We start from the raw sequence: 19,322 nt of genomic DNA, 5'->3' as shown, positions 1-19,322 counted from the left end.
TCGGCAGTGGATTCACTGCGCCGAACCGACTAGCTCCAAGTTTCTAACGGACCGATGCTCACGGTGGTGTGCTTGCTGAGTGGAAAGTCGCGCATCACGGTGTGAACGTCGGCAAGTTGCACGGCTTGCAGTGCCTGGAGATCGTCGGCTACGCTGCGATACTCTCGTCGCTGAAGCCAGTTGCCGCCAACGTTGAATAAGCGATTGCGTGGGCGCTCGCTGCCCAGCACGACGCGAGATTTCACTTTGCTCTTGGCTTGGTGGAGTTCTTCCTCGGTAAATCCGTCGCGTTCGGCAATGGCTTGTAGCTCTTGCACACGTGTGAAATTCTCGGCAGCGTCTTCGGGGTTGCAGCTGACCCACGTGAAGTACATTCCTGCGCCTTGGTATTCGTAATGGCCCAGACTGGCCGTTTCCACCAAACCGGGATCAACGAGGTCCCAATACAACCGACTGCCGGAATCGTCGCCAAAGATCGTGGCGAGCAGCTTTGCGGCGTAGCGGCGAGCATCCTCCGCCGCGGGGGCATCGGCCAGCTGCAGAACATACTGCTGGGCCGACGAAGATCGCGTCATCAGATGGAAAGAACTTTGAGATTTTGAAACCGGAACTTCGCGCACCGCGGGGCAAGACTTCCAGGCACCGCAACGCGCTTCCACCTGCTTAACCAGCGCGTCGAAATCGATCTTCCCTGCCGCGGCGACAAACATGTTGTTGGGAGCGTAACGCGATTCAAAATAGTCGCGCATCTGATTGACAGCCAATCCGCCCACGGTTTCTTCCGTTCCCAACACGCTGCGGGCGAGCGGATGTTTGCCGTAGTGCAGCTCCTTGATTTTATCGTCCATGCCGAAGGGAGGTTGATCGGCATACATCTGAATCTCTTCGATGATGACTTTCTTTTCCATGTTAAAGTCTTCATCGCGCAGACTTGGCCGCATGATGTCGGCGAGAATATCGACCACCGGCTCTTGGTATTCTGGCAAGACCGAGGCGTAATAAACCGTGTTCTCTTCGCTGGTGAACGCGTTGTAATGCGCGCCCAGCTCATCGAAATCACGATTCACATCGTCGGCGGAACGTTTGGGCGTCCCTTTGAAGACCATGTGTTCGAGAAAATGACTCACACCAGCAACTTCGTCGGTTTCATCACGCGCGCCCGTGCGAACAAAAAAGCCAAGCCCCACCGAGTGGGCGGCGTCGTTGCATTCGGCGACGATTTCCAGGCCATTGTCGAGCGTATGACTACGAAACTTCACGCGGCAACTCCAAGGGGGTCGGGCCCAAAGTCGCAAAGGTAAAATCTTGCGGTGGCTGTTGTTCTAGATATTCGTTGATCATCGTGCTGGTCAGCTCATCGACCATGCGGCCCACTTCATCCAGCGTGCGTACGCGGCCCAGATGATACCACTCGCGGGCAATCGCTCCGCTGCGGGCGCTTGTGGATTCCTGCTGCATGATGAGTCCACTTTTGATGCGGGCTTTGAGCCGTTTGAGCTCATCGGCAAGCACGCCTTCGCGAAGTCGCAAGAGTTCGGCAAAAGTGACATCCAAAGTTTCTTGGGCCCGTTCGCTGGATGTGCCGGCGTAGCACAGCACCCGCGCGCGATCGAGTTGCGTTTGCAGCGATGCGCTGACCGTGTAACACAAACCACGTTTTTCACGGACTTCGGTGAATAGTCGCGAGCTCATCCCACCGCTAAGCACACCCACGGCTGCCCACGCCCGCATGTAGTCGGGATCGCGGTAAGGAACCGTCGGATACGCGATGCCGATGTGGCATTGATTCCCATCATGATGCGTGTGAGCTTCGCTCGATTGGGGCTGCGTTTCAGCAATAGCGGGGACATCATTCGCTTTCCAATCGCCAAACAGCGTTTCGATCCGTTCAATCAACTGCGGCCATTGGAAGTCGCCCGCCACGCCCAAGATGGCGGAATTCGGCCGGAAGTATTTCGCCCAATGTGATTGAACATCATCGGCCGTCGAGGCACTCACACCCGCTTCGGTGCCATGGCTCGAACGTCCCCAAGGTTGTGGATAAGTGCGGTTTCGCAACTCCACCATCAAACGCTGGGCTGGTTCGTCGTTGATGCCGTTAATCTCTTGCAGACAAACTTGTTGCCCCGCTTCGATTTGATCGGCAGGCAAATGGGGTCGGCGAATGATATCTGAGTAAATCGACAGCGCTTCGTCGAGATTCTCGCTGAGCGTGGCGGCACTGAAACTGATTTGCGATGCGCCGACCGATTCGCCGCGTTCGACTCCCAGAATTTCCAGGTCGTTAATCAAAGCCCGGCTGTCGCGACTTCCGGCACCCCGCAAGACCATGTCGCAAACCAGCGACGAGAGCCCCAATCGGTTTGCTGGATCGGTTATATAACCCGAGGGAACAAGCAGCGTGATCGCGGCGGATTGCACCGTGGAGTTGGGTTCGCCGACGAGAATCATGCCGTTGGCGAGGCGATGAGAATAGATGTCGTTGTGAGAAACGTGACTAGTTACGGTCATCAAAGCGGCTTGGTTTTCTATGCAACGAGACCGGCGGAGCGGGCGGCGGGACAGCGTGCTTTCAGCTTACCGGGAAAACTAGCAGCCTACCGGCCCGCGCTGCTGTAGGCAAGTTCAACTGATTTATAGAGAGTGCGAACCGTGCGAAAACCGAGTCTTCGGTAGAGCCGGACGGCCCCTTGATTTTCGGCGGTCACTTCGAGACCGACGTGCGAGATACCGACTTGTTGCAGGCCCAGCAGGCTGGCCTGGATGATGGCCGTGCCGAGGCCCCGGCCCTGGTGTTCGGGGGTGACCCCAATGTTTTGCACGCTGGCTTTGTATTTTTGAATTTTCACCGCTTGGATCGTGGCACAATACTCGGCGCGGTGGATACCCGCCCCGACATATTCGATCAGCCACGTGGCCTCGGGAATAAACCCTTCCTTGGCTTTAATTTCGCTCATCAAGCGTTGGCAGCCTTCTAGCTCACCTAAGCAGGGGAAGAGTTGAGCGTCGATGCCGCCCTGAAAGCTGTGGTATTTGACTTCGGCGTGAACTCTTGTCAGCGACGAGTGCCAAGGGACCAAGCGGTAGCCGCTGGGGAGTCGCAGCGGTGGAGATTGCCAGCGCTGAAGATTTAACTCCATGCGATAGCGTTTCACATAATGAAAATTCATAAACCGCATGGCAAGCAAGGCGAACCTTCGGTTCAGTCCGGATCCACTCCGTGAGTTCTCTAAGAATACCATAAGCCGCGCCGGAGAAAAGCATTTCGCATGAAGTTGCCGAATATTGAGACATTTTGGCGGCGCCGCGACCAGCTTTGTCGGCAGAATCGGATTCGTTGTGGTGCTGGACACTCATAGAAAAGGATATGAATCTCGGTTTGTTTGCCCGGCCTTCTTCCGAATAGCCCTTGTTCCTATAAAAAGCGAACACAACATTTTGAAAAAATCAAAACAAGAACTCTTGTAGAAAGTGTAGCCGGCGGTACATTTAAAATGCCGCCTGTAGCAGAGGCTACAAATTTTACAGCGAGAGTGACAATGATTAGCAGAAATAAAGCTGGGTTTACGCTGGTTGAACTCCTGGTCGTGATTGCCATTATTGGCGTGTTGATCGCCCTGCTGTTGCCGGCGATTCAAGCAGCACGCGAAGCGGCACGGCGTGCGCAGTGCACAAACAATCTCAAGCAATTGGGGCTAGCGATTCAGAATTTTGAAAGTGCCAACAATCACATGCCTCCCGGCTACGCGTCAAACTCCTTAGCAGTTCCAGCACCGGTGACGCGTGACCCTGAAACTTGGGATGCACCGCCCGGCTGGGGTTGGGGGGCGTTTCTGTTGCCGTATCTCGAACAAGCGAGCATCAGCGGGCAAGCGGATATGGAAACGCCGTTGTGGGATCCTCGGCATGCCGAATTAATTCGCACGAATATCGATAGTTTTCTCTGCCCCACGGATTCGGGCGAGCGAGAAGCATTCTTCGTGACCGATCCCTCAGGGCAACCCCTCTCGATTGATGGACGCCAAGTGGAATTGGGCCGATCGAATTATGTGGCGAGTCACGGCCAGGAATCGTGTTGGGGAACCTGCGGGGCCGATCCAACGGCAACGGTCTTCACAAATATCTACACGAGTGAAACCACAGTCGTGGAAGTAAACGGCGATGTCTCGAAAGTTGGCGATGGTCCGTTCTATCGGAATTCCAAGGTTGAGTTTCGCGAGATCACCGATGGTTTGTCGAACACGATTTTCTTAGGTGAACATTCCTCGGCGCTGAGCGACAAGACTTGGGTGGGTGTTGTACCCGGAGCGCTGACGCTGCCAAAGTTCCAATCGCCCGAGAACGGCGACGATGCCGCCGCAACATTGGTGCTTGTGCACGGCGGGCCCTCAGGGGGTGAGTTAGACATCACTGGTTTTCCGATTATCCATCCCGTGAACTTTCCCACGTTTCACGTCGGGCAGATGTATTCAGAACATCCGGGTGGTGGAAATGTCAGCTTTGGCGACGGCACCGTGCGATTCGCCTCCGACGACGTGGATCTCTTGCTCTGGGCAGAAATTTCGAGCATCTCTGAAGGAGAGGTTTCTACAAAAGAGCTATGAGCACGAATCAAATTCAAGGGCTTAAAATTCTCGGTGCAGTCGTGCTTTGCTCGCTGGTCGCATTTTTAAGCTTGCGTTCCAGCGGTTACGGCGAAGTCAGCGACAAAACTTATGAAATCGCCACAGCGATGTATTCCGTATGCAATCGCCAAGATGCTGCAAAGCTCGCGAGTATCGATCAGCTTGTGCAAAGCGGGACGGCAGATAATTCGATCACCTTTGAAGAAGCCACAATGCTGCGCGAGATACTCGCATTTGCCCAGGCCGGTGATTGGCAGACCGCCACGAGCGAGGCACGCCGCCTCATGAATGATCAAGTAAAATATCCGTAATGGATTTGCGGCAAGCTATTTTTGTTTGACCTCAACCGATTCGACAAACGCCCGCATGGCTTCGAGAGTTTCGGGGCTGACATGATGCTCGATCCCTTCGCTGTCGGTGGTTGCGATCGCTTCACTCACGCCAATCGCCAGCAAGAATTTGTGAACAATTTCGTGACGGCGGCGAGATTTGGCCGCCAAGCGTTTTCCTGAGTCCGTTAGCTCCAGCGGTTTGTAGGGTTCACTGGAAACCAAGCCGCGTTCTTTCAGCCGGGCCACAATCTTGGTGACCGTCACGTGGCTCACATCGAACCGCCGAGCCAGATCGATGACACGACACACGCCCTTTTCAGCTAGCACTTCGCTGATCGCTTCGACGTAATCTTCCGCCGTTTCGGCGGCATGATCGCGCCGCGTACGACGGTGGCCATCAGCGAATTTGCGAGTTTCTTTCATGGTGTATCGTAAGTTGCCGGAGTTTCCCGCCATGCAGGAAGCAGTGTAGCTTTTGCTACATTACTGCCGATAAGTTTCGCAAGGACAAAATACGCCAGCGTTGCCTTGCTAGCACTTGATGGTGGCAATTTTATCGCAAACAGCTTTCCCTGGGGAGTCGGCTCGGTCGACAAGATTCCCAGGAAGCGGTTTTCCCTCACTCTGCCTAGGTTCTATGGTCACCAATTCTTGCATACGAAGGTTAATTGCGGCCCTAGCCACGCTTGTGGCGTGGGAGGTCGTTGATAGAGAAGTCTCTCATGCGCAAGCGCCCACCCTGATGCGGTGGAATTCGGCCCAGGCCGAGGAGGGGGGACCAAATCTCGATGAACCGATGGTGACGGATCGCCCCGATTTCACGGAGGCAGCCACAACGGTCGGGCGCGGTGTCGTGCAGATCGAAAGTGGCTACACCTACACATTTGATGACACTTCGACTGACCAGGCCATCGCTCATAGTTATCCCGAAACGTTGTGGCGATTCGGAGTGTGGGCAGACTGGTTGGAGCTGCGTGTCCAATACAACTACGCCAACGAACAACTGAACGGCATTGATGAGTCGGGATCGGAAGACCTTTATCTGGGTACAAAGTTGGCATTAACGGGCCAAGCCGGCATTCTGCCCGAGATGGCAATCATTCCGCAGATGACCGTCCCCACGGGGGCCGAAGTGTTCAGCGCAAATGAAGTCCTCCCTGGCCTGAACTGGGTTTACAGCTGGAAATTAAACGACGTGCTGAGCACGGGTGGCAGCACGCAATTCAATCGCCAAGTTCAAACTCTGCCATCCGAGGGATATTCAGAATTTGCTCAATCATGGACGATTGGTTATTCGCTCCTTGAGAATTTGAATGCGTACACCGAATGGTATTGCCTGATTCCCCACAGCTCTGACATCGCTCAGCCCGAACAGTACTTCAATGGCGGCTATAGCTACTACTTCACAAACAATGTGATGTGGGATATTCGCGCCGGTCTGGGAATAGGCGAAGCGGCCGACGATTATTTTGTCGGCTCGGGCATTTCATTCCGATTTTTCTAAACAGTCGGCTTCTTGCTTCATTCTGCGGTTGACCTGTGAACGCTGGCAGGATAGATTTGTAGCCAGTGCTACATTTTGCGCCCGCTAAGGTTCGACCATGAATAAAACGGCTTGTCTCAATTGCTACGGTTTAATCGCGTTCTTGTTAACGCTGGCGGGATGTGGTTCTGCTGTTGATTCCTCCCACGACAAGCCGGAGTCTAGCGAGCACACCTTCAGCGGCACGTATCCCATCAAAATCGTGGCCACCACCGGGCCTGTGGCCGAAATGGTCGCGCGCGTGGGGGGCGAGTACGTGAAGGTCGAGCCTCTGATGGCCCCCGGTGTCGATCCTCATCTTTATCGACCGATTGCCTCGGATGTCACTAAACTCAACGATGCCGATGCGATTTTCTACAACGGTTTGCATTTGGAAGGACGGATGGCTGATTTGTTCGTGCAGATGGCACGGCGTAAGGCCACGTTCGCAGTCACCGAAGGACTGACTTCTCGCGAAGACAAACGCTTGCGTGAACCGCCGGAATTCCAAGGTATGTATGACCCGCACGTATGGCATGATGTGGCACTGTGGAGTGATGCCGTGAACGATGTGGCGGAAATGCTTGCCAAATTCGATCCGGCGCATGCGGCTAACTATCGAGAGAATGCCGCGGAGTATCGCGCGGAATTGGCGGAACTCAACGAATTCTGCAAAACCGAGATCACCAAGATTCCTGAAAAACAGCGTGTACTCGTGACCGCTCACGACGCTTTTGGCTATTTCGGCAAAGCCTATGGCTTGGAAGTTTTTGGTCTGAAGGGAATCAGCACCGAGGATGAAATTGATCTCGCACATCAGGAAGAAATCCAGAAAATGCTGGTCGATCGCAAAATTCCCGCCGTGTTTGTCGAGTCGGCCATCGCACCACGGACCGTTCAAGCCTTGGTTGAACCGTGCCACGCGGCGGGACACGATCTCCAGGTTCCCAAAGAAGAGTTGTACGCCGATGCGTTAGGTCCGGCGGGAACGGACGACAGTACGTATTCAGGTATGATTCGCCACAACGTGAAAACAATCGTCGATGCACTTTCGAAGTGAAAAGGCAAACTATGGAAAAGATCGCCTTTGAAGTGCACGACATGACCGTAGCGTATCAACGCAGGCCTGTGTTGTGGGATATCGATCTTTCGATTCCCGAAGGGAAACTTGTTGGCATTGTCGGCCCGAATGGCGCGGGCAAGACAACCCTCATCAAAGCCGCGTTGGGTTTGGTCACCCTTGCCAGCGGTAAAGTGGAAATCTACGGCAAGAGCTACGAAGAGCAGCGTCATTTGATCGGCTATGTGCCGCAGCGCGAATCGGTCGATTGGGATTTCCCCGTTACTGTGCGCGACGTTGTGCTGATGGGAACTTATGGTCGATTGGGTTGGTTTCGGCGACCTGGCAAAGCGGAACGCGAAATTGCTGACCGCTGTTTGCAGCAAGTCGGCATGGCGGGGTATGCCAAGCGACAAATTCGCCAGCTTTCGGGCGGGCAGCAGCAGCGAGTCTTTCTGGCCCGAGCCTTGGCCGAAGACGCACAGCTCTATTTTCTGGATGAGCCGTTTGCCGGCGTCGATGCCGCCACGGAAGCGGCGATTGTTGAGCTCTTGCATGCCCTGCGATCTTCCGGCAAGACCGTGTTGGTGGTGCATCACGATCTGCAAACCGTGAGCGATTACTTTGACTATGTGATTCTGCTCAATATGCGGCTGGTGGCGTGCGGGCCTGTGGAGACCACATTCACGACCGAGAATCTGCAAAAAACCTACGGCGGGCGGCTGACGATTCTCGACGAAGCCGCCGAAGCGATCCGCCGGCAGAAACCTTTGCCATGATCAGTCTTTCACTCAGCGACAAAGTGATGATCGGCACCGCCTTGTTGGGCGGGATGGCTGGTGTTGTCGGCAGTTTCGCCGTGCTGCGGGGCAGGGCACTCGTGGGGGACATGCTCGCCCATGCGGCACTTCCAGGTGTCTGCCTGGCCTTTCTCATCACAGGCCAACGTAATTTGCTCAATCTTTCGGCCGGGGCCTTGGTGACCGGATTGCTGGCGATTGGCGCGGTGACTGTCATCACACGTTGGACGCGCACCAAGGAAGACGCGGCGATTGGCATCGTGCTGAGCACATTTTTTGGTGCTGGTGTGGTGCTGCTCTCGATCGTGCAAAAGCCAACAACCAGTGGTAACAAGGCGGGCCTGAATTCCTATCTCTTCGGCGAACCAGGAGGAATGCTGAACAGCGACCTGGTTGTGCTGGCGGTCGTGGCGGTGGTTGTGCTCGCGGCAGTGGTTCTGTTCTTCAAGGAATTTGAGCTGACTTGCTTTGATACGGATTTTGCTCGTTCGCAAGGCTGGCCGACGTTGTGGCTCGATCTAGCGATGCTCGCCATGCTCGCCACGGTGACGATCGTCGGGCTTCCGATTGTCGGCGTCATTCTCATGGCAGCGATGATTATTATGCCCGCCGCAACGGCCCGGTTTTGGACCAATCGCTTGCCCGTGCTGTTGCTTGTGAGTGGGCTCGTCGGTGCTGCGGCAGGGCTTATCGGCACACAAGTGGGACGCGGTTATCCCGCTGGCGCAGCGATTGTGCTTACCGCAGCGAGCCTGTTTTTAGTTTCCCTACTCTTTGCACCGCAGCGCGGGATCGTTTCCAAGCTACTGTCTGAGTATCGCCTTCGTCGCCGTGTGGCCGAAGAGCATCTCTTGCGTGCGCTGTTTGAACTAGGCGAAGCCGAACTCCCCGCCGTGCCGGTGATCAATCTCTCAACGCTTCGTGACTATCGCCATTGGTGGTCGCTGGAGCGCTTGTTGGAACGAGCGCGCGATGAGCAACTGATCGAGTGGGATAAGAACCAAGTGCAATTGACGCCACTGGGTCTGCGGCGAGCGGCGCAGATCACCAAAGCTCACCGGCTGTGGGAATTGTATCTGGTGCGGCACGCCGACATTGCCCCCGATCACGTCGACCGCGATGCCGACGACGTTGAGCACCTTCTGCCGGAATCCTTGGTAGCCAAGCTCGAACAAGAATTGGCTGCCGAAGGTCGCTTGCCGACCGTCGTGGCCGAGATGCCGATATCGCCGCATGAGATTCATGCCGAACAGGGGGGCACAACGCTATGATGCCTCCTCCAATCGGTTTCGCGGAACCAGACCCTGGGACTTGGATCGTTTTGACGGGATCGACTGTCAACGTCGCCTGTGCGTTGCTGGGATCGTACTTAATCCTGCGCAAGATGAGTTTGATGGGTGATGCCCTCTCTCACGCCGTTCTGCCCGGCCTTGTCGTAGCTTTTGTGTTGAGTGGCTCGATGGGGATCGTGCCAATGTTCATCGGTGCGGTTGTTGTGGGTTTACTCACGACATTCCTCACGCAAACACTTCATCAGTATGCCCGCGTCCCCAGTGACGCCAGTATGGGAATCGTATTCACGGCAATGTTTGCGCTGGGGGTCATTCTCGTGAAGCGCTATGCCGGGGGGCTGCACTTTGACATTGGGTGCGTTTATGAAGGAGCACTGGAGTACGTGCCGTTTGCCGAACGCGTGTGGGGATTGCCCCGACCGCTGCTCAGTTCGCTGGTCGTGATGGTGGTCAATATTCTGGTCATTGTCTTGCTATGGAAAGAACTCAAGCTCAGTTCGTTCGATGCGGAGCTCGCCACGACTATGGGTTTCTCCGCGACGGCAATGCATTACTTGCTGATGACGCTGGTTTCTGTCACCACGGTTGCTTCGTTCGAAGCCGTGGGATCGATTCTCGTCGTGGCCATGCTGATTGTGCCCGCATCGACGGCCTTTCTGCTCACAGATCGCCTCGGGGTGATGGTGGTGCTGTCAGCCGTTCTTGGCATTCTCGCGGCGGTATTGGGTTATGCGGCAGGTGTCTATTGGGATACCAGTATCAGCGGCATGATGACCGTTGCCGCGGGGGGATTGTTTACGATTGCCGTACTCTTTGCCCCGCAGTACGGGGTGATCAGCAAAGTGGCCCATAACTTTCGCATGTCGCTGCAAGTGATGCGCGAGGATCTGCTGGCGATGCTGTATCGCTTGGAAGAACTTGGGAGTACGAATTTGCTCACGGCCCACGAAGCCCAAACCGCCGTGGGGGGCACGCTGCTCGCTCGCATTGCCGCCAACCAATTAGAACGCCGGGACCAGATCGTCGAACGCGATTCCCACCTATTGCTCACCGACACGGGCCGCGATGCTGCTCGCCAACTCGTTCGTTCTCACCGCCTTTGGGAAGCCTATTTAGTAAAGCACTTGGGTTTGCCGCTCGACCACGTTCACGACCCGGCTCACCGCGTGGAACATTACATCGACGAAGACATTCAAAAGCGGATTGCCGCGGAGTTGGAAACTTCGGCTCAAGATCCCCACGGCCGGGAGATTCCTGAGTAAATTGCCTTGAAAATCTCGATCCACGATAAAGTGTCGTGGGAACGTCCAAAGAATGCCTGGACTTTTTCCCAAACTTCGCCAGCCTCTTCCATCAAACTGCCGAAAATAACGGCTGTGCGAGCCCGCACACTCGGAAAACCGCTGCGATTCGCCTGTTAACCGCCGTGCCTCGACCTGTATACTATGGGGTGAACCGCAGAGGCCGGACGACCTGTTTATTTGAGTGGAATTCATGGCAACCGACACAATCATCGACGAAGCTGATCCTGTTTTGGACTCCGAATCCCAACCGAACGACGACATCGTCGCCGAGAACTTGGGGCTGACCTCGGCCGCGGGCCGCAAGCTCCAGTGGCCCGAAACGGCGGTCGATCCGGTCAAAGTTCGCTGGCGGTATGCGATCGGCATTCCCGTTGTCCATGTACTCGCCTGTCTGGCGTTCTTTCCGTACTTCTTCAGTTGGACCGGCGTGGTGCTCGCGATTTTGGGCCTCTACGTGTTCGGCACGTTGGGGATCAACTTGTGTTATCACCGCCTGCTCACGCACCAAGGCTTTACGTGCCCCAAGTGGCTCGAACATTCCTTTGCGATCTTGGGCGTCTGCACGATGCAAGACACCCCCGCGTGTTGGGTCGCCATGCATCGGATTCATCACAAGCATTCCGACGATCGCCCCGATCCGCATAGCCCGCTGGTGAACTTCTTTTGGGGTCACTGCGGCTGGTTGATGTTTTTGAATCGTGAATTCTTGAACGTCTACGACTACCAACGCTTCACTCGTGATATCCTCCGCGATCCGTTCTATATGAAGCTCGAAAAGAACGAGAACTGGCTCAAGGTTTATTTCATTTCGATGGCTGTGTTTTTCGCGGCGGGTTTCTTGATCGGCTGGCCGCTGTGGGGGACCTCGGGGGGCGTGCAATTTGGCGCGAGCCTGTTGGTGTGGGGTGTGTTCGTGCGGACTGTTCTCACGTGGCACATCACCTGGAGTGTGAACTCCTTCACCCATGTGTGGGGCTATCGCAATTACGAAACCGACGACAACAGCCGCAACAACTGGCTCGTGGGTTTGTGGGCCAACGGCGAAGGCTGGCATAACAATCATCATGCTGACCAACGCGCAGCCGCCCACGGCCACAAGTGGTACGAATTCGACCTGACGTGGCTGACGATTCTCGCGCTGAAAAAAGTCGGCCTCGTCAAAGACGTCGTGCTTCCCCGCGTCTGGCAAGAAAAGCAAGCGTCGTAGGCGTTGCGCTATTGTCATTCTGAAAGAGCCTAGGCGACTGAAGAATCTAGCTTCAACTTTTACACGCGCATCAACACGTGTGAGTTACGAATCTAGATTCCTCTGGTCGCAGAACTCCCCTCGGAATGACAATTTCTTTTACTCATCCGCCGCACGCATCCAGGGCGTGATCGTGGGCGTGTACTCGCAGATTTCCTTCTCGCCGAAGTACAGTGCGATCTCGCGCTTAGCGGCGTCGGGGCCGTCGCTGCCGTGCACCAAGTTCATCTGCCGGCTGCTGCTGAAATCGCCGCGGATCGTGCCGGGGGCGGCGTTCAGGCCGTTGGTCGCGCCCAACATGTCGCGCACGACTTTGATCGCCTCCAAGCCTTCGACGACGGCCGCCACGACGGGACCGCCCGTCACGAATGCTTCGAGCGTCGGGTACCAACCCTTTTGCACGTGCTCGGCATAGTGCTGCTTAGCCAGATCGGGCGTAATCTTGAGCATCTTCATCGCCACGATGTTGAGGCCCTTTTGTTCAAAACGAGAAATCACCTGGCCCATCAGGCGGCGTTGGACACAATCGGGCTTAAGCAAAATGAAGGTGCGTTCCATGGTTCGTCAGTCGTTTGTTGTCAGTGGTAAGTTGTGAAAAACAAAACAATAGCCGCGACTCAACGAGTCGCAGGGAATCGCGAATTTTAAGTCAAATTCAACTCCCTCTCAAGGTCGCTGTTTCAGGGCGAACTTGATCAACTTGTTCATCTTCATCAACTTTGTCACGCCTCCTCATTGAGCAAGTTGAAGGATTTCCGCAACTGGGCTTGGTGAAATGGCGTTCGCTTGCAGAAGCGGCAGATTCCACGACCACGCCCCCGTTGATGCCTTGCGGGCGACCCCGCCCAAATCGTGCAAGGCACGGCGCAGCGTCGCTTCGGCGATTTGGTCAGCACGCGCCGCGGCAAACAACTCTTGCGAAGGTCGCGGCCCGTTACCCAATTGTTCTACCAGCCAAAGCCGAGCCACTTCACGCAGGCTTTGTGTCGGTAGCTGCGAGAGATTGCTGATGCCTGTCGTCATGGGATCGAGCGACGAAACCTCCACCGGCGTGTCCTCCCACTCCAAACAAGGAGCTTCATACGAGTCCTTGCCCGCAATCCGAAATTTCATGGCGTGGCTATCCGGCGCCAGACTGTTCTTCACCGGTACGAGATACCGGCACGCACGATCCCGACGGTCGCGGACAATTGTCCAAACCGCCCGTGCCGCCTCGCCAAAGTGGGGGGTACGATTGACGAGCAGCACCCCCACCTGTAATCGCTGCGCAAGTTCGACAAGGCTGGCGATCATCAGTTTCTGTTCGTGAACCTTTGGGTTTAAGTAGTTCGACAGCGGATCGATCACCAGCAATCGGCAGTCATCGATACTCTCGATGATTTCGGTGAGCATCTCGATCGTCCCTTCGATCGAGAAATGGGTTTTCTCGCCGGGGATCGGCCCCGCCTTTTCGATTTCCTGAAGAATGAACACCCGATCTAGGACGGCGCGCATCTTGTGAAGGCGCAGACGAATCGTGTCCTCGGGGGCATCCGCTTCAGTCAGATACAAGACGCCACTTTCGCGTTCGATGTGATTCGTTGCCTTGTCTGGCCAAGCCTGACCATTGGTGACCCGCGCGGCAATGCTGAGTGCGACCATACTTTTGCCGATGCCGTCGGGCCCGACAATCATCGAAACCTTATTGGCCGGGAACCAATCGCGCCACAGCCATTTGACGGTACTTTCAGGAATACAGCCCAACGATTGAACGAGCGGCCTGTCGCCATAAAATTCCCGCGGCTTTAAAGGATAAGGACGATAACTTCTGCCAGACATAACACCACTCATGCAAAATTACTAAGGACGTAGGCCGGAATCCGCCATAGGCGGATGCGCAGTTCCGGCAAAATCTGTCATTCTCGCGCAGAGCCTGCCCTCACGGACGTGGGGGAGGGAATCCAGACGTTGCATCCAGGTTTAGCACAACCCGTGGCACAATTTCTACAAAAAAATCTGGGTGAGAGGGATTATTTCACGCAGAGACGCAGCGGCCGCGGAGAGAAGAAAATGCGGGGTGGCCAAGAATGGTGGGTTGACGGTGAATGATAGGAGATGATGAAAATTATTAACAAGTGAATCGACGTGCGTCAGCGACAATTTCATTGGATACTGTCAGATTGCCAAGCAGCTGTTTATGATTAGCTATGACGAAAAACTGTTTTTAAGAACGTCACCAGATTAAAGAGATTGTTTATGCCATTCTCCGTATGCTTCTTTTTACGAAGCTTTTTCTTCATAGCAGCAGCATTTTGCTCTGCGATGCCGATTCTTGCCGCGACTGAAAAAGGGATAACCCTCTACTACGCCGTTGACAAGTCTCAGCCGGGTAGTCACGGCACTGACTTTGAAAGTTTGCTGACCGTTGTGAATGAGAGATTGTCGGGACTCGGCAAAGCATTTCAAGACGGTGATGATCAGATTGGAGTTCGAATTAGCGACAAACTTGACTTGAATCATTTGGAGAAGATCAAGAGAAGACTGACTCACGGAGAGGTCAAATTGCGTTTTTACGTTGACTCCTGGGAGAAGAGTAATCGCAAGGTTATCGATCAGGCTCTTGCGAGTTCATGGCAGCAACAAAGAAACAAAGCCATCAATACGGAATGGCTCCCACTTTCAACATATTCTCCACGTTTTCATCGTGACAATTGTCTAGTTGTACGAACTAGACAATCTCAGTCTCAAGTTCTTACGTGGATTGTAAAGTCGCAGTTGAGCGGGGAATATCTAATGTCTGCGTCGAAAGCGATTGATGGCGGAAATACTCCAGTCCTGAATATTACTCTTAACTCCGAAGGACAGTCAATTTTAAAGGATCAGGCCGATTTTCTGAGGTCTGACAAAGGCCAAACAAAATTAGTATGCGGAATGTTTGTCGATGGCAAAGCCTACGGTGCCGCTGGGCTAAGCGAATTGAAAGAGAAACCCCTGGATTTCATCGGCTTGCCAGAAGAGACGATCGACGAGCTTTTAGTAATATTGAGAGCTGGGGTCTTGCCTTATTCTCTCCGAGAGATGGCTAACGAGAGTTCACAAAAATGAGACTCCGGGCGCTCACTCCGCGTGCCACTGGCTTGCCAGTGTCTAAAAAAGCCAAGCTCTTGCGGATTGTCTTAGAAGAAATGTGACCAGCAAGATTGGTGGTGCGTTTGTCACGATGGATTGTCGGTCATGCGTCGTCGAAAAGCACTGGCGAGCCAGTGGCACACGGAGGGATGAGTTTCAAAATACTGGATTCCCGCCTTCGCGGGAATGACACGTGGCCCTCACGCTGACGGCTCGCCGTTCTCCCCCTTCCGCCCTCCGCCCTCCACCTTCCCCTTGATCACGCCGTATTAAACCCCGCTTCCGACACCAGCACTCGATCCGCTCCCAGCACCGTGCGTAAGGTCGACACGACCTCCCAAAATTTATCGAGGCTGTTCCACTCGCCGAACCCGGCATCCTCGAGCAACTTCGGAAACTCGGTTTGCCTCGTCCGCCAGCCACCGTTCGAACCGTCACCAAGGAGATAATGATCGACAACGACTCGATCGGCGGCTTGGCATAGCGACTGGGCAAAGCTGGTAACATTGGCCAAAGGGAGCAAGGGACTGATTGTTGCCTGCGTCGGAATACCGGCTTCTCGAAATTTGCGTAATACTGCGATCCGCGCCGCGGGTGATGACGCATGTTGAGGAAAGCCGGGAAGAATTTCCTGATCGGTCTCGACCGTGATCGACACCCAGAGAGCCGTTCTCGTGGCGAGATCTTTAATGAGATCGAAATCTCTTTCGATTAACGTGGCGTGAGTCTGAATCACGAGGCCGTCGGGGGGACGAACGAGCATCGCTTCCAGAAGCAACCGAGTGAGCCCCAGCGACCGCTCTTGAGGGAGATAAGGGTCGGTACTGGAGCTCATGTAGATGCGCAAGAACTTGGGATCGCCGCGGCGTGGCTGCTTCAGGCGATCAAACTCCTTGTCATAGGCCGACACGACATTGTGTTTCGCTCCATACAATCCCCAGGGACGGCCCTGCGTGATCCAGTGGTTGTGCTGAGCGTAACAATAGATTCCGCAGACCGAGCTGGCGAACGCGCAGCCTGAATAGATATTGATCGTGTGCGTGAACCCCGAGCCAAGGAAGCCGCTCGTCGGGGTAAGGATCGACTTGTTATTGATCAGTGGGATCGGCATTGGATAATTTTACGCGCTCACCCTGCGAAGAGTAGGCGCGCGAATCTGTGAAGCTTATAGTGTGCCTGGGTTGATGACTTCCCGTCTTAGTTTTTTATTCAAGGAGTGATTCATGGCGAAGAAAAAGAGCAAGATCAAAGAAATCGTGGAAACGGTCGAAAGCTGGGTAGGAGTTGGCCCCAAGGCTAAAACGGCTAAGAAAAAGACAGCGAAGAAGAAGTCGGCTAAGAAAACTGCCAAGAAGAAGACGGCAAAAACGAAGACTGCCAAAAAAGCTGCTACGAAGTCTGCACCCAAGACTAGCAAAAAGGCCGTGAAGAAAAAGGCAGCCAAGAAGGCTTCGAAAAAGTGAGCGTAGGTCGATCCGCTCCGATCCTCGGTTCTCACATGTCGATTGCCGGCGGTTATTACAAATCCGTCGAAGCCGCGAGCAAGGCGGGCTGCGATTGCGTGCAGTTGTTCACCAAGAACAACAATCAATGGCGGGCCAAGGAAATCACCGAGGCCGAAGCGGTGCAGTTTCGAGATTCGCTCAAGTCGCTGGGCATCTCGCACCCGATTTCGCACGATTCGTATCTGATCAACATGGCGAGCCCCGACCCAGAGTTGTGGCAGAAGTCGATCGATGCGTTTGTGGTCGAACTCCAACGGGCCGAGCAGTTGGGGATTCCCTATGTCGTGGCACATCCGGGGGCGTTTACGACTTCTAGCGAAGAGGCGGGGCTGAAACGGATCGCTGAAGCGCTGGATGAAGTTCACGGCCAGTTGCCCGATTGCCAAGCGAAGTGCCTGTTGGAAACGACGGCAGGGCAGGGGAGCAATCTCGGCGCGAAGTTCGAACACTTGGCTGCGATTATCGATCTGGTGAAAGATCCCGACCGCGTGGGCGTGTGCGTCGACACCTGCCACATCTTCGCGGCCGGTTATCCGCTCGATACGCCGAAAAATTACAAAGCCACGATGAAGGAGCTTGATCTCATCGTCGGCATCGACCGCGTGAAGGCGTTTCATCTCAACGACAGTCTCAAGGATCTGGGCTCGCACGTTGATCGCCACGCCCATATCGGCCGCGGCAAGATGGGGCTCGAGCCGTTCCGCAATCTGATGAACGATAAGCGATTTGCAAAAGTGCCGATGTATCTGGAAACCGCCAAGGGCGAAGAAGACGGCGAGGATTTGGATGTGATCAATCTGCGAACGCTGCGCGGGTTGATTGCGAAGTAGGACCGGCGAACCATCGGTTCGCGGCTAGAGCTGTTGATTTCTGAGAGCTGGATTAGCCGCGATTCGACGAATCGCCGGTGAAGCTTCGCAAATTCACCATCCGCCACGGCGGCAATTCCGCGGCGAGCTTGGGAAGGAACTTGTCGATGTAGCCGAGATCGCTCAGTTCTTGCAGATCGCCAGTGGGCGGGTCAGCGCTTTTGAGCAGCACCAATTCGTCGGCATCAAGGCAGATTGCCAAGCGCGCGGCGATGGAATCGCTGGTGACGTCCCAGGATTCTGGGAGGCGTGTGCCAGGGAGTAAAGGTTCGCAGTCCCGCAACCAAGTTTCTGGAGCAAGAACATAGCACGCATCGGTTTCCGCCAGATTATCGGGGGAAGTGATGCACTGTGCGGTGGGAACATTGCCTGCGAAAGTCAGCGCCAATGCGTTCATAATCGCGATGCAGGACCAGTGATCGGTCGCGTCGTCGCCGTGACTTTCCATCCGCACGGCATCGACAAGAATGCCGCCGCCTGGAATGAGTATGTTCTGTGCGGGAACTTGTTGATTGAGCCATCTTTGAATTTGTCCGCCCAGGTTCGGCAGATTCAATAAGCTGCCACCGACTTTGACGACTCGTATAAAGGGTTTTGGCATGAAACCGTGCTATTTGTTGAATCGCGGCTACTTTGTTTCAGAAGCGATTACCGCCAGGGCATGCGCCGTCGCGCAGCGGCTGACTTCCGGGCCCAAGATTTTTGTGAGTGAAATCACGGAAACGTCGAACTCAAGACGCTTGAGAAGTCGTCTCGCGAGAAACTCTCCGTGGCCACTTAGCACAATCACCTCAGGACTTTGTCCCATGACACCAATCACCTGCGAAAATGCAGGCACGAGAAGTCTGAGTTGAGCCTCTTGAATCTCTTCGGCAAAACTTATGACCTCTGCACGGCTGACCAATTCGCAATCACCACAAACCATGCGGGCGAGGCGTGCGTGGGCTGAGTCAAAGTCAAACGGCTGGCCATCCGCGGTGGAAAGATTTTCGCTATCTTCCGCCAATTCTTTCAACAGCAGGTAGGCGTCGCCCGTGGTGGCGAACAATTCTTGAGCCACGGGACACGCACTGTCGTGCCATTGCAGGTGAGAGACTACTGCGCAGACGGGGCTGCGCTCGATTCCGGTGTAAACCAACTCGCCGGACTTGAGTCGATCGGGATCAGTTCGTCCGTGACCCGCTTCTTGAGTGTGGAGAATGGGAATGATGTCGGTTGTCGTGGAGCCGATATCCACTAACATGCCCGGCTTGTCGTCACAGAAAGTTGCGGCGAAGGTGGCCAGCGCGTGCCAGTTGCTGGCCGCGGTGAGCAGATATTTCTCATATGCTTGGTCGGCGGAAACAAACTCGCCGGTTGTTTGGTAAAACAACACGGGCGTTTCGCCGACTGCTTTTAACGTGGCGTCGACGATGTGCCGCACGCCTACGCGTTTGGTTTCAAAACAGTCGCAGAGCTCGCCGGTCATGGTGACCACAATGCGCTCGTGCGGTGGAGCTTCGGCCAAGCAACGGGACAGCTGGGTTGCCAGTTCCTCAGGCTGTTTCCAGAGCGCGAAGGGACAACTCGCCGCGAAGCCTTGGCCGTCAGCCAGTTTGATGTTGGCACCGCCGATGTCGAGGGCGAGGAGGTTCATGGTTCTCCCGGCCCGCGTTGCGG

20 protein-coding genes are annotated in these 19,322 nt (G+C 55.0%); 11 read left to right on the top strand and 9 right to left on the bottom strand.

Going from position 1 to position 19,322, the window contains the following annotated elements; all coding sequences use genetic code 11:
* Positions 1-29: 29 nt before the first annotated feature.
* The 3 genes from SH678x_RS11375 to SH678x_RS11365 form a co-directional block, all read right to left on the bottom strand.
* Complete coding sequence (locus tag SH678x_RS11375) at positions 30-1,259, bottom strand: M16 family metallopeptidase (protein ID WP_496923034.1); 1,230 nt, start codon at positions 1,257-1,259, stop codon at positions 30-32.
* Positions 1,246-2,511, bottom strand: a complete 1,266-nt coding sequence (locus SH678x_RS11370) for a M16 family metallopeptidase (protein WP_496923033.1) — start codon at positions 2,509-2,511, stop codon at positions 1,246-1,248. Before SH678x_RS11370 ends, SH678x_RS11375 begins: the two co-directional genes overlap by 14 nt.
* An 86-nt stretch (positions 2,512-2,597) precedes the next feature.
* On the bottom strand, positions 2,598-3,170 hold the full coding sequence (locus tag SH678x_RS11365) for a GNAT family N-acetyltransferase (protein WP_496923032.1): 573 nt from the start codon (positions 3,168-3,170) through the stop codon (positions 2,598-2,600).
* A gap of 369 nt (positions 3,171-3,539) precedes the next feature.
* On the opposite strand from SH678x_RS11365, the gene SH678x_RS11360 reads away from it, so the two are divergent.
* Together SH678x_RS11360 and SH678x_RS11355 are read left to right on the top strand one after the other, a co-directional pair.
* Positions 3,540-4,604, top strand: a complete 1,065-nt coding sequence (locus SH678x_RS11360; protein ID WP_496923031.1) for a DUF1559 family PulG-like putative transporter — start codon at positions 3,540-3,542, stop codon at positions 4,602-4,604.
* Positions 4,601-4,936, top strand: a complete 336-nt coding sequence (locus SH678x_RS11355; protein WP_496923030.1) for a hypothetical protein — start codon at positions 4,601-4,603, stop codon at positions 4,934-4,936. The genes SH678x_RS11360 and SH678x_RS11355 overlap by 4 nt, the downstream gene beginning before the upstream one ends.
* A 15-nt stretch (positions 4,937-4,951) precedes the next feature.
* Here the strand turns inward: SH678x_RS11355 and mntR are convergent, their stop codons facing one another.
* Positions 4,952-5,380, bottom strand: coding sequence for a manganese-binding transcriptional regulator MntR (mntR, locus tag SH678x_RS11350; protein WP_496923029.1), 429 nt, complete (start codon positions 5,378-5,380; stop codon positions 4,952-4,954).
* 214 nt (positions 5,381-5,594) lie between these two features.
* Here mntR and SH678x_RS11345 point away from each other — a divergent pair, with 214 nt between their 5' ends.
* The 6 genes from SH678x_RS11345 to SH678x_RS11320 all read left to right on the top strand — a co-directional run bounded on the left by SH678x_RS11345 (position 5,595) and on the right by SH678x_RS11320 (position 12,142).
* A complete protein-coding gene (locus SH678x_RS11345; protein ID WP_496923028.1) occupies positions 5,595-6,461 on the top strand; it encodes a transporter in 867 nt (288 codons plus the stop codon).
* 97 nt (positions 6,462-6,558) lie between these two features.
* Entirely contained in the window at positions 6,559-7,539 is a 981-nt protein-coding gene (locus SH678x_RS11340) for a metal ABC transporter solute-binding protein, Zn/Mn family (protein WP_496923027.1), read from the top strand.
* Positions 7,540-7,550: 11 nt separating this feature from the next.
* Positions 7,551-8,318, top strand: a complete 768-nt coding sequence (locus SH678x_RS11335; RefSeq protein WP_496923026.1) for a metal ABC transporter ATP-binding protein — start codon at positions 7,551-7,553, stop codon at positions 8,316-8,318.
* A complete protein-coding gene (locus SH678x_RS11330) occupies positions 8,315-9,610 on the top strand; it encodes a metal ABC transporter permease (RefSeq protein WP_496923025.1) in 1,296 nt (431 codons plus the stop codon). Before SH678x_RS11335 ends, SH678x_RS11330 begins: the two co-directional genes overlap by 4 nt.
* Positions 9,607-10,893: a metal ABC transporter permease gene (locus SH678x_RS11325; RefSeq protein ID WP_496923024.1), complete on the top strand. Its 1,287-nt coding sequence runs from the start codon at positions 9,607-9,609 to the stop codon at positions 10,891-10,893. Before SH678x_RS11330 ends, SH678x_RS11325 begins: the two co-directional genes overlap by 4 nt.
* Before the next feature lie 232 nt (positions 10,894-11,125).
* Complete coding sequence (locus SH678x_RS11320; protein ID WP_496923023.1) at positions 11,126-12,142, top strand: acyl-CoA desaturase; 1,017 nt, start codon at positions 11,126-11,128, stop codon at positions 12,140-12,142.
* 138 nt (positions 12,143-12,280) lie between these two features.
* Here SH678x_RS11320 and ndk read toward each other — a convergent pair whose 3' ends face one another.
* Entirely contained in the window at positions 12,281-12,739 is a 459-nt protein-coding gene (gene ndk / locus SH678x_RS11315; protein WP_496923022.1) for a nucleoside-diphosphate kinase, read from the bottom strand.
* 174 nt (positions 12,740-12,913) lie between these two features.
* Positions 12,914-13,999, bottom strand: a complete 1,086-nt coding sequence (locus SH678x_RS11310; RefSeq protein WP_496923021.1) for an AAA family ATPase — start codon at positions 13,997-13,999, stop codon at positions 12,914-12,916.
* Positions 14,000-14,416: 417 nt separating this feature from the next.
* Between SH678x_RS11310 and SH678x_RS11305 the strand changes: the two genes are divergently transcribed.
* Positions 14,417-15,265 (top strand): preprotein translocase subunit SecD, encoded by an 849-nt coding sequence (locus SH678x_RS11305; RefSeq protein ID WP_496923020.1) that lies wholly within the window; start codon positions 14,417-14,419, stop codon positions 15,263-15,265.
* Between the two features lie 283 nt (positions 15,266-15,548).
* On the opposite strand, the gene SH678x_RS11300 is transcribed toward SH678x_RS11305, so the two are convergent.
* A complete protein-coding gene (locus SH678x_RS11300; RefSeq protein ID WP_496923019.1) occupies positions 15,549-16,400 on the bottom strand; it encodes an SPL family radical SAM protein in 852 nt (283 codons plus the stop codon).
* A gap of 112 nt (positions 16,401-16,512) precedes the next feature.
* Between SH678x_RS11300 and SH678x_RS11295 the strand changes: the two genes are divergently transcribed.
* Both SH678x_RS11295 and SH678x_RS11290 read left to right on the top strand, forming a co-directional pair.
* A complete protein-coding gene (locus SH678x_RS11295; RefSeq protein ID WP_496923018.1) occupies positions 16,513-16,752 on the top strand; it encodes a hypothetical protein in 240 nt (79 codons plus the stop codon).
* Complete coding sequence (locus SH678x_RS11290) at positions 16,749-17,624, top strand: deoxyribonuclease IV (RefSeq protein ID WP_496923017.1); 876 nt, start codon at positions 16,749-16,751, stop codon at positions 17,622-17,624. The genes SH678x_RS11295 and SH678x_RS11290 overlap by 4 nt, the downstream gene beginning before the upstream one ends.
* 52 nt (positions 17,625-17,676) lie before the next feature.
* Here SH678x_RS11290 and SH678x_RS11285 read toward each other — a convergent pair whose 3' ends face one another.
* Together SH678x_RS11285 and SH678x_RS11280 are read right to left on the bottom strand one after the other, a co-directional pair.
* Complete coding sequence (locus tag SH678x_RS11285) at positions 17,677-18,264, bottom strand: hypothetical protein (RefSeq protein WP_496923016.1); 588 nt, start codon at positions 18,262-18,264, stop codon at positions 17,677-17,679.
* 27 nt (positions 18,265-18,291) lie between these two features.
* The gene (locus SH678x_RS11280) at positions 18,292-19,299 is read right to left on the bottom strand and encodes a hydantoinase/oxoprolinase family protein (RefSeq protein WP_496923015.1); all 1,008 of its coding nucleotides are present in this window, start codon (positions 19,297-19,299) and stop codon (positions 18,292-18,294) included.
* Positions 19,300-19,322: the final 23 nt, after the last annotated feature.

This window comes from Bythopirellula superficialaquae, assembly GCF_059632245.1.
The sequence above is the reverse complement of the archived record's forward strand: the minus strand, read 5'-3'. Positions and strand labels throughout refer to the sequence as shown.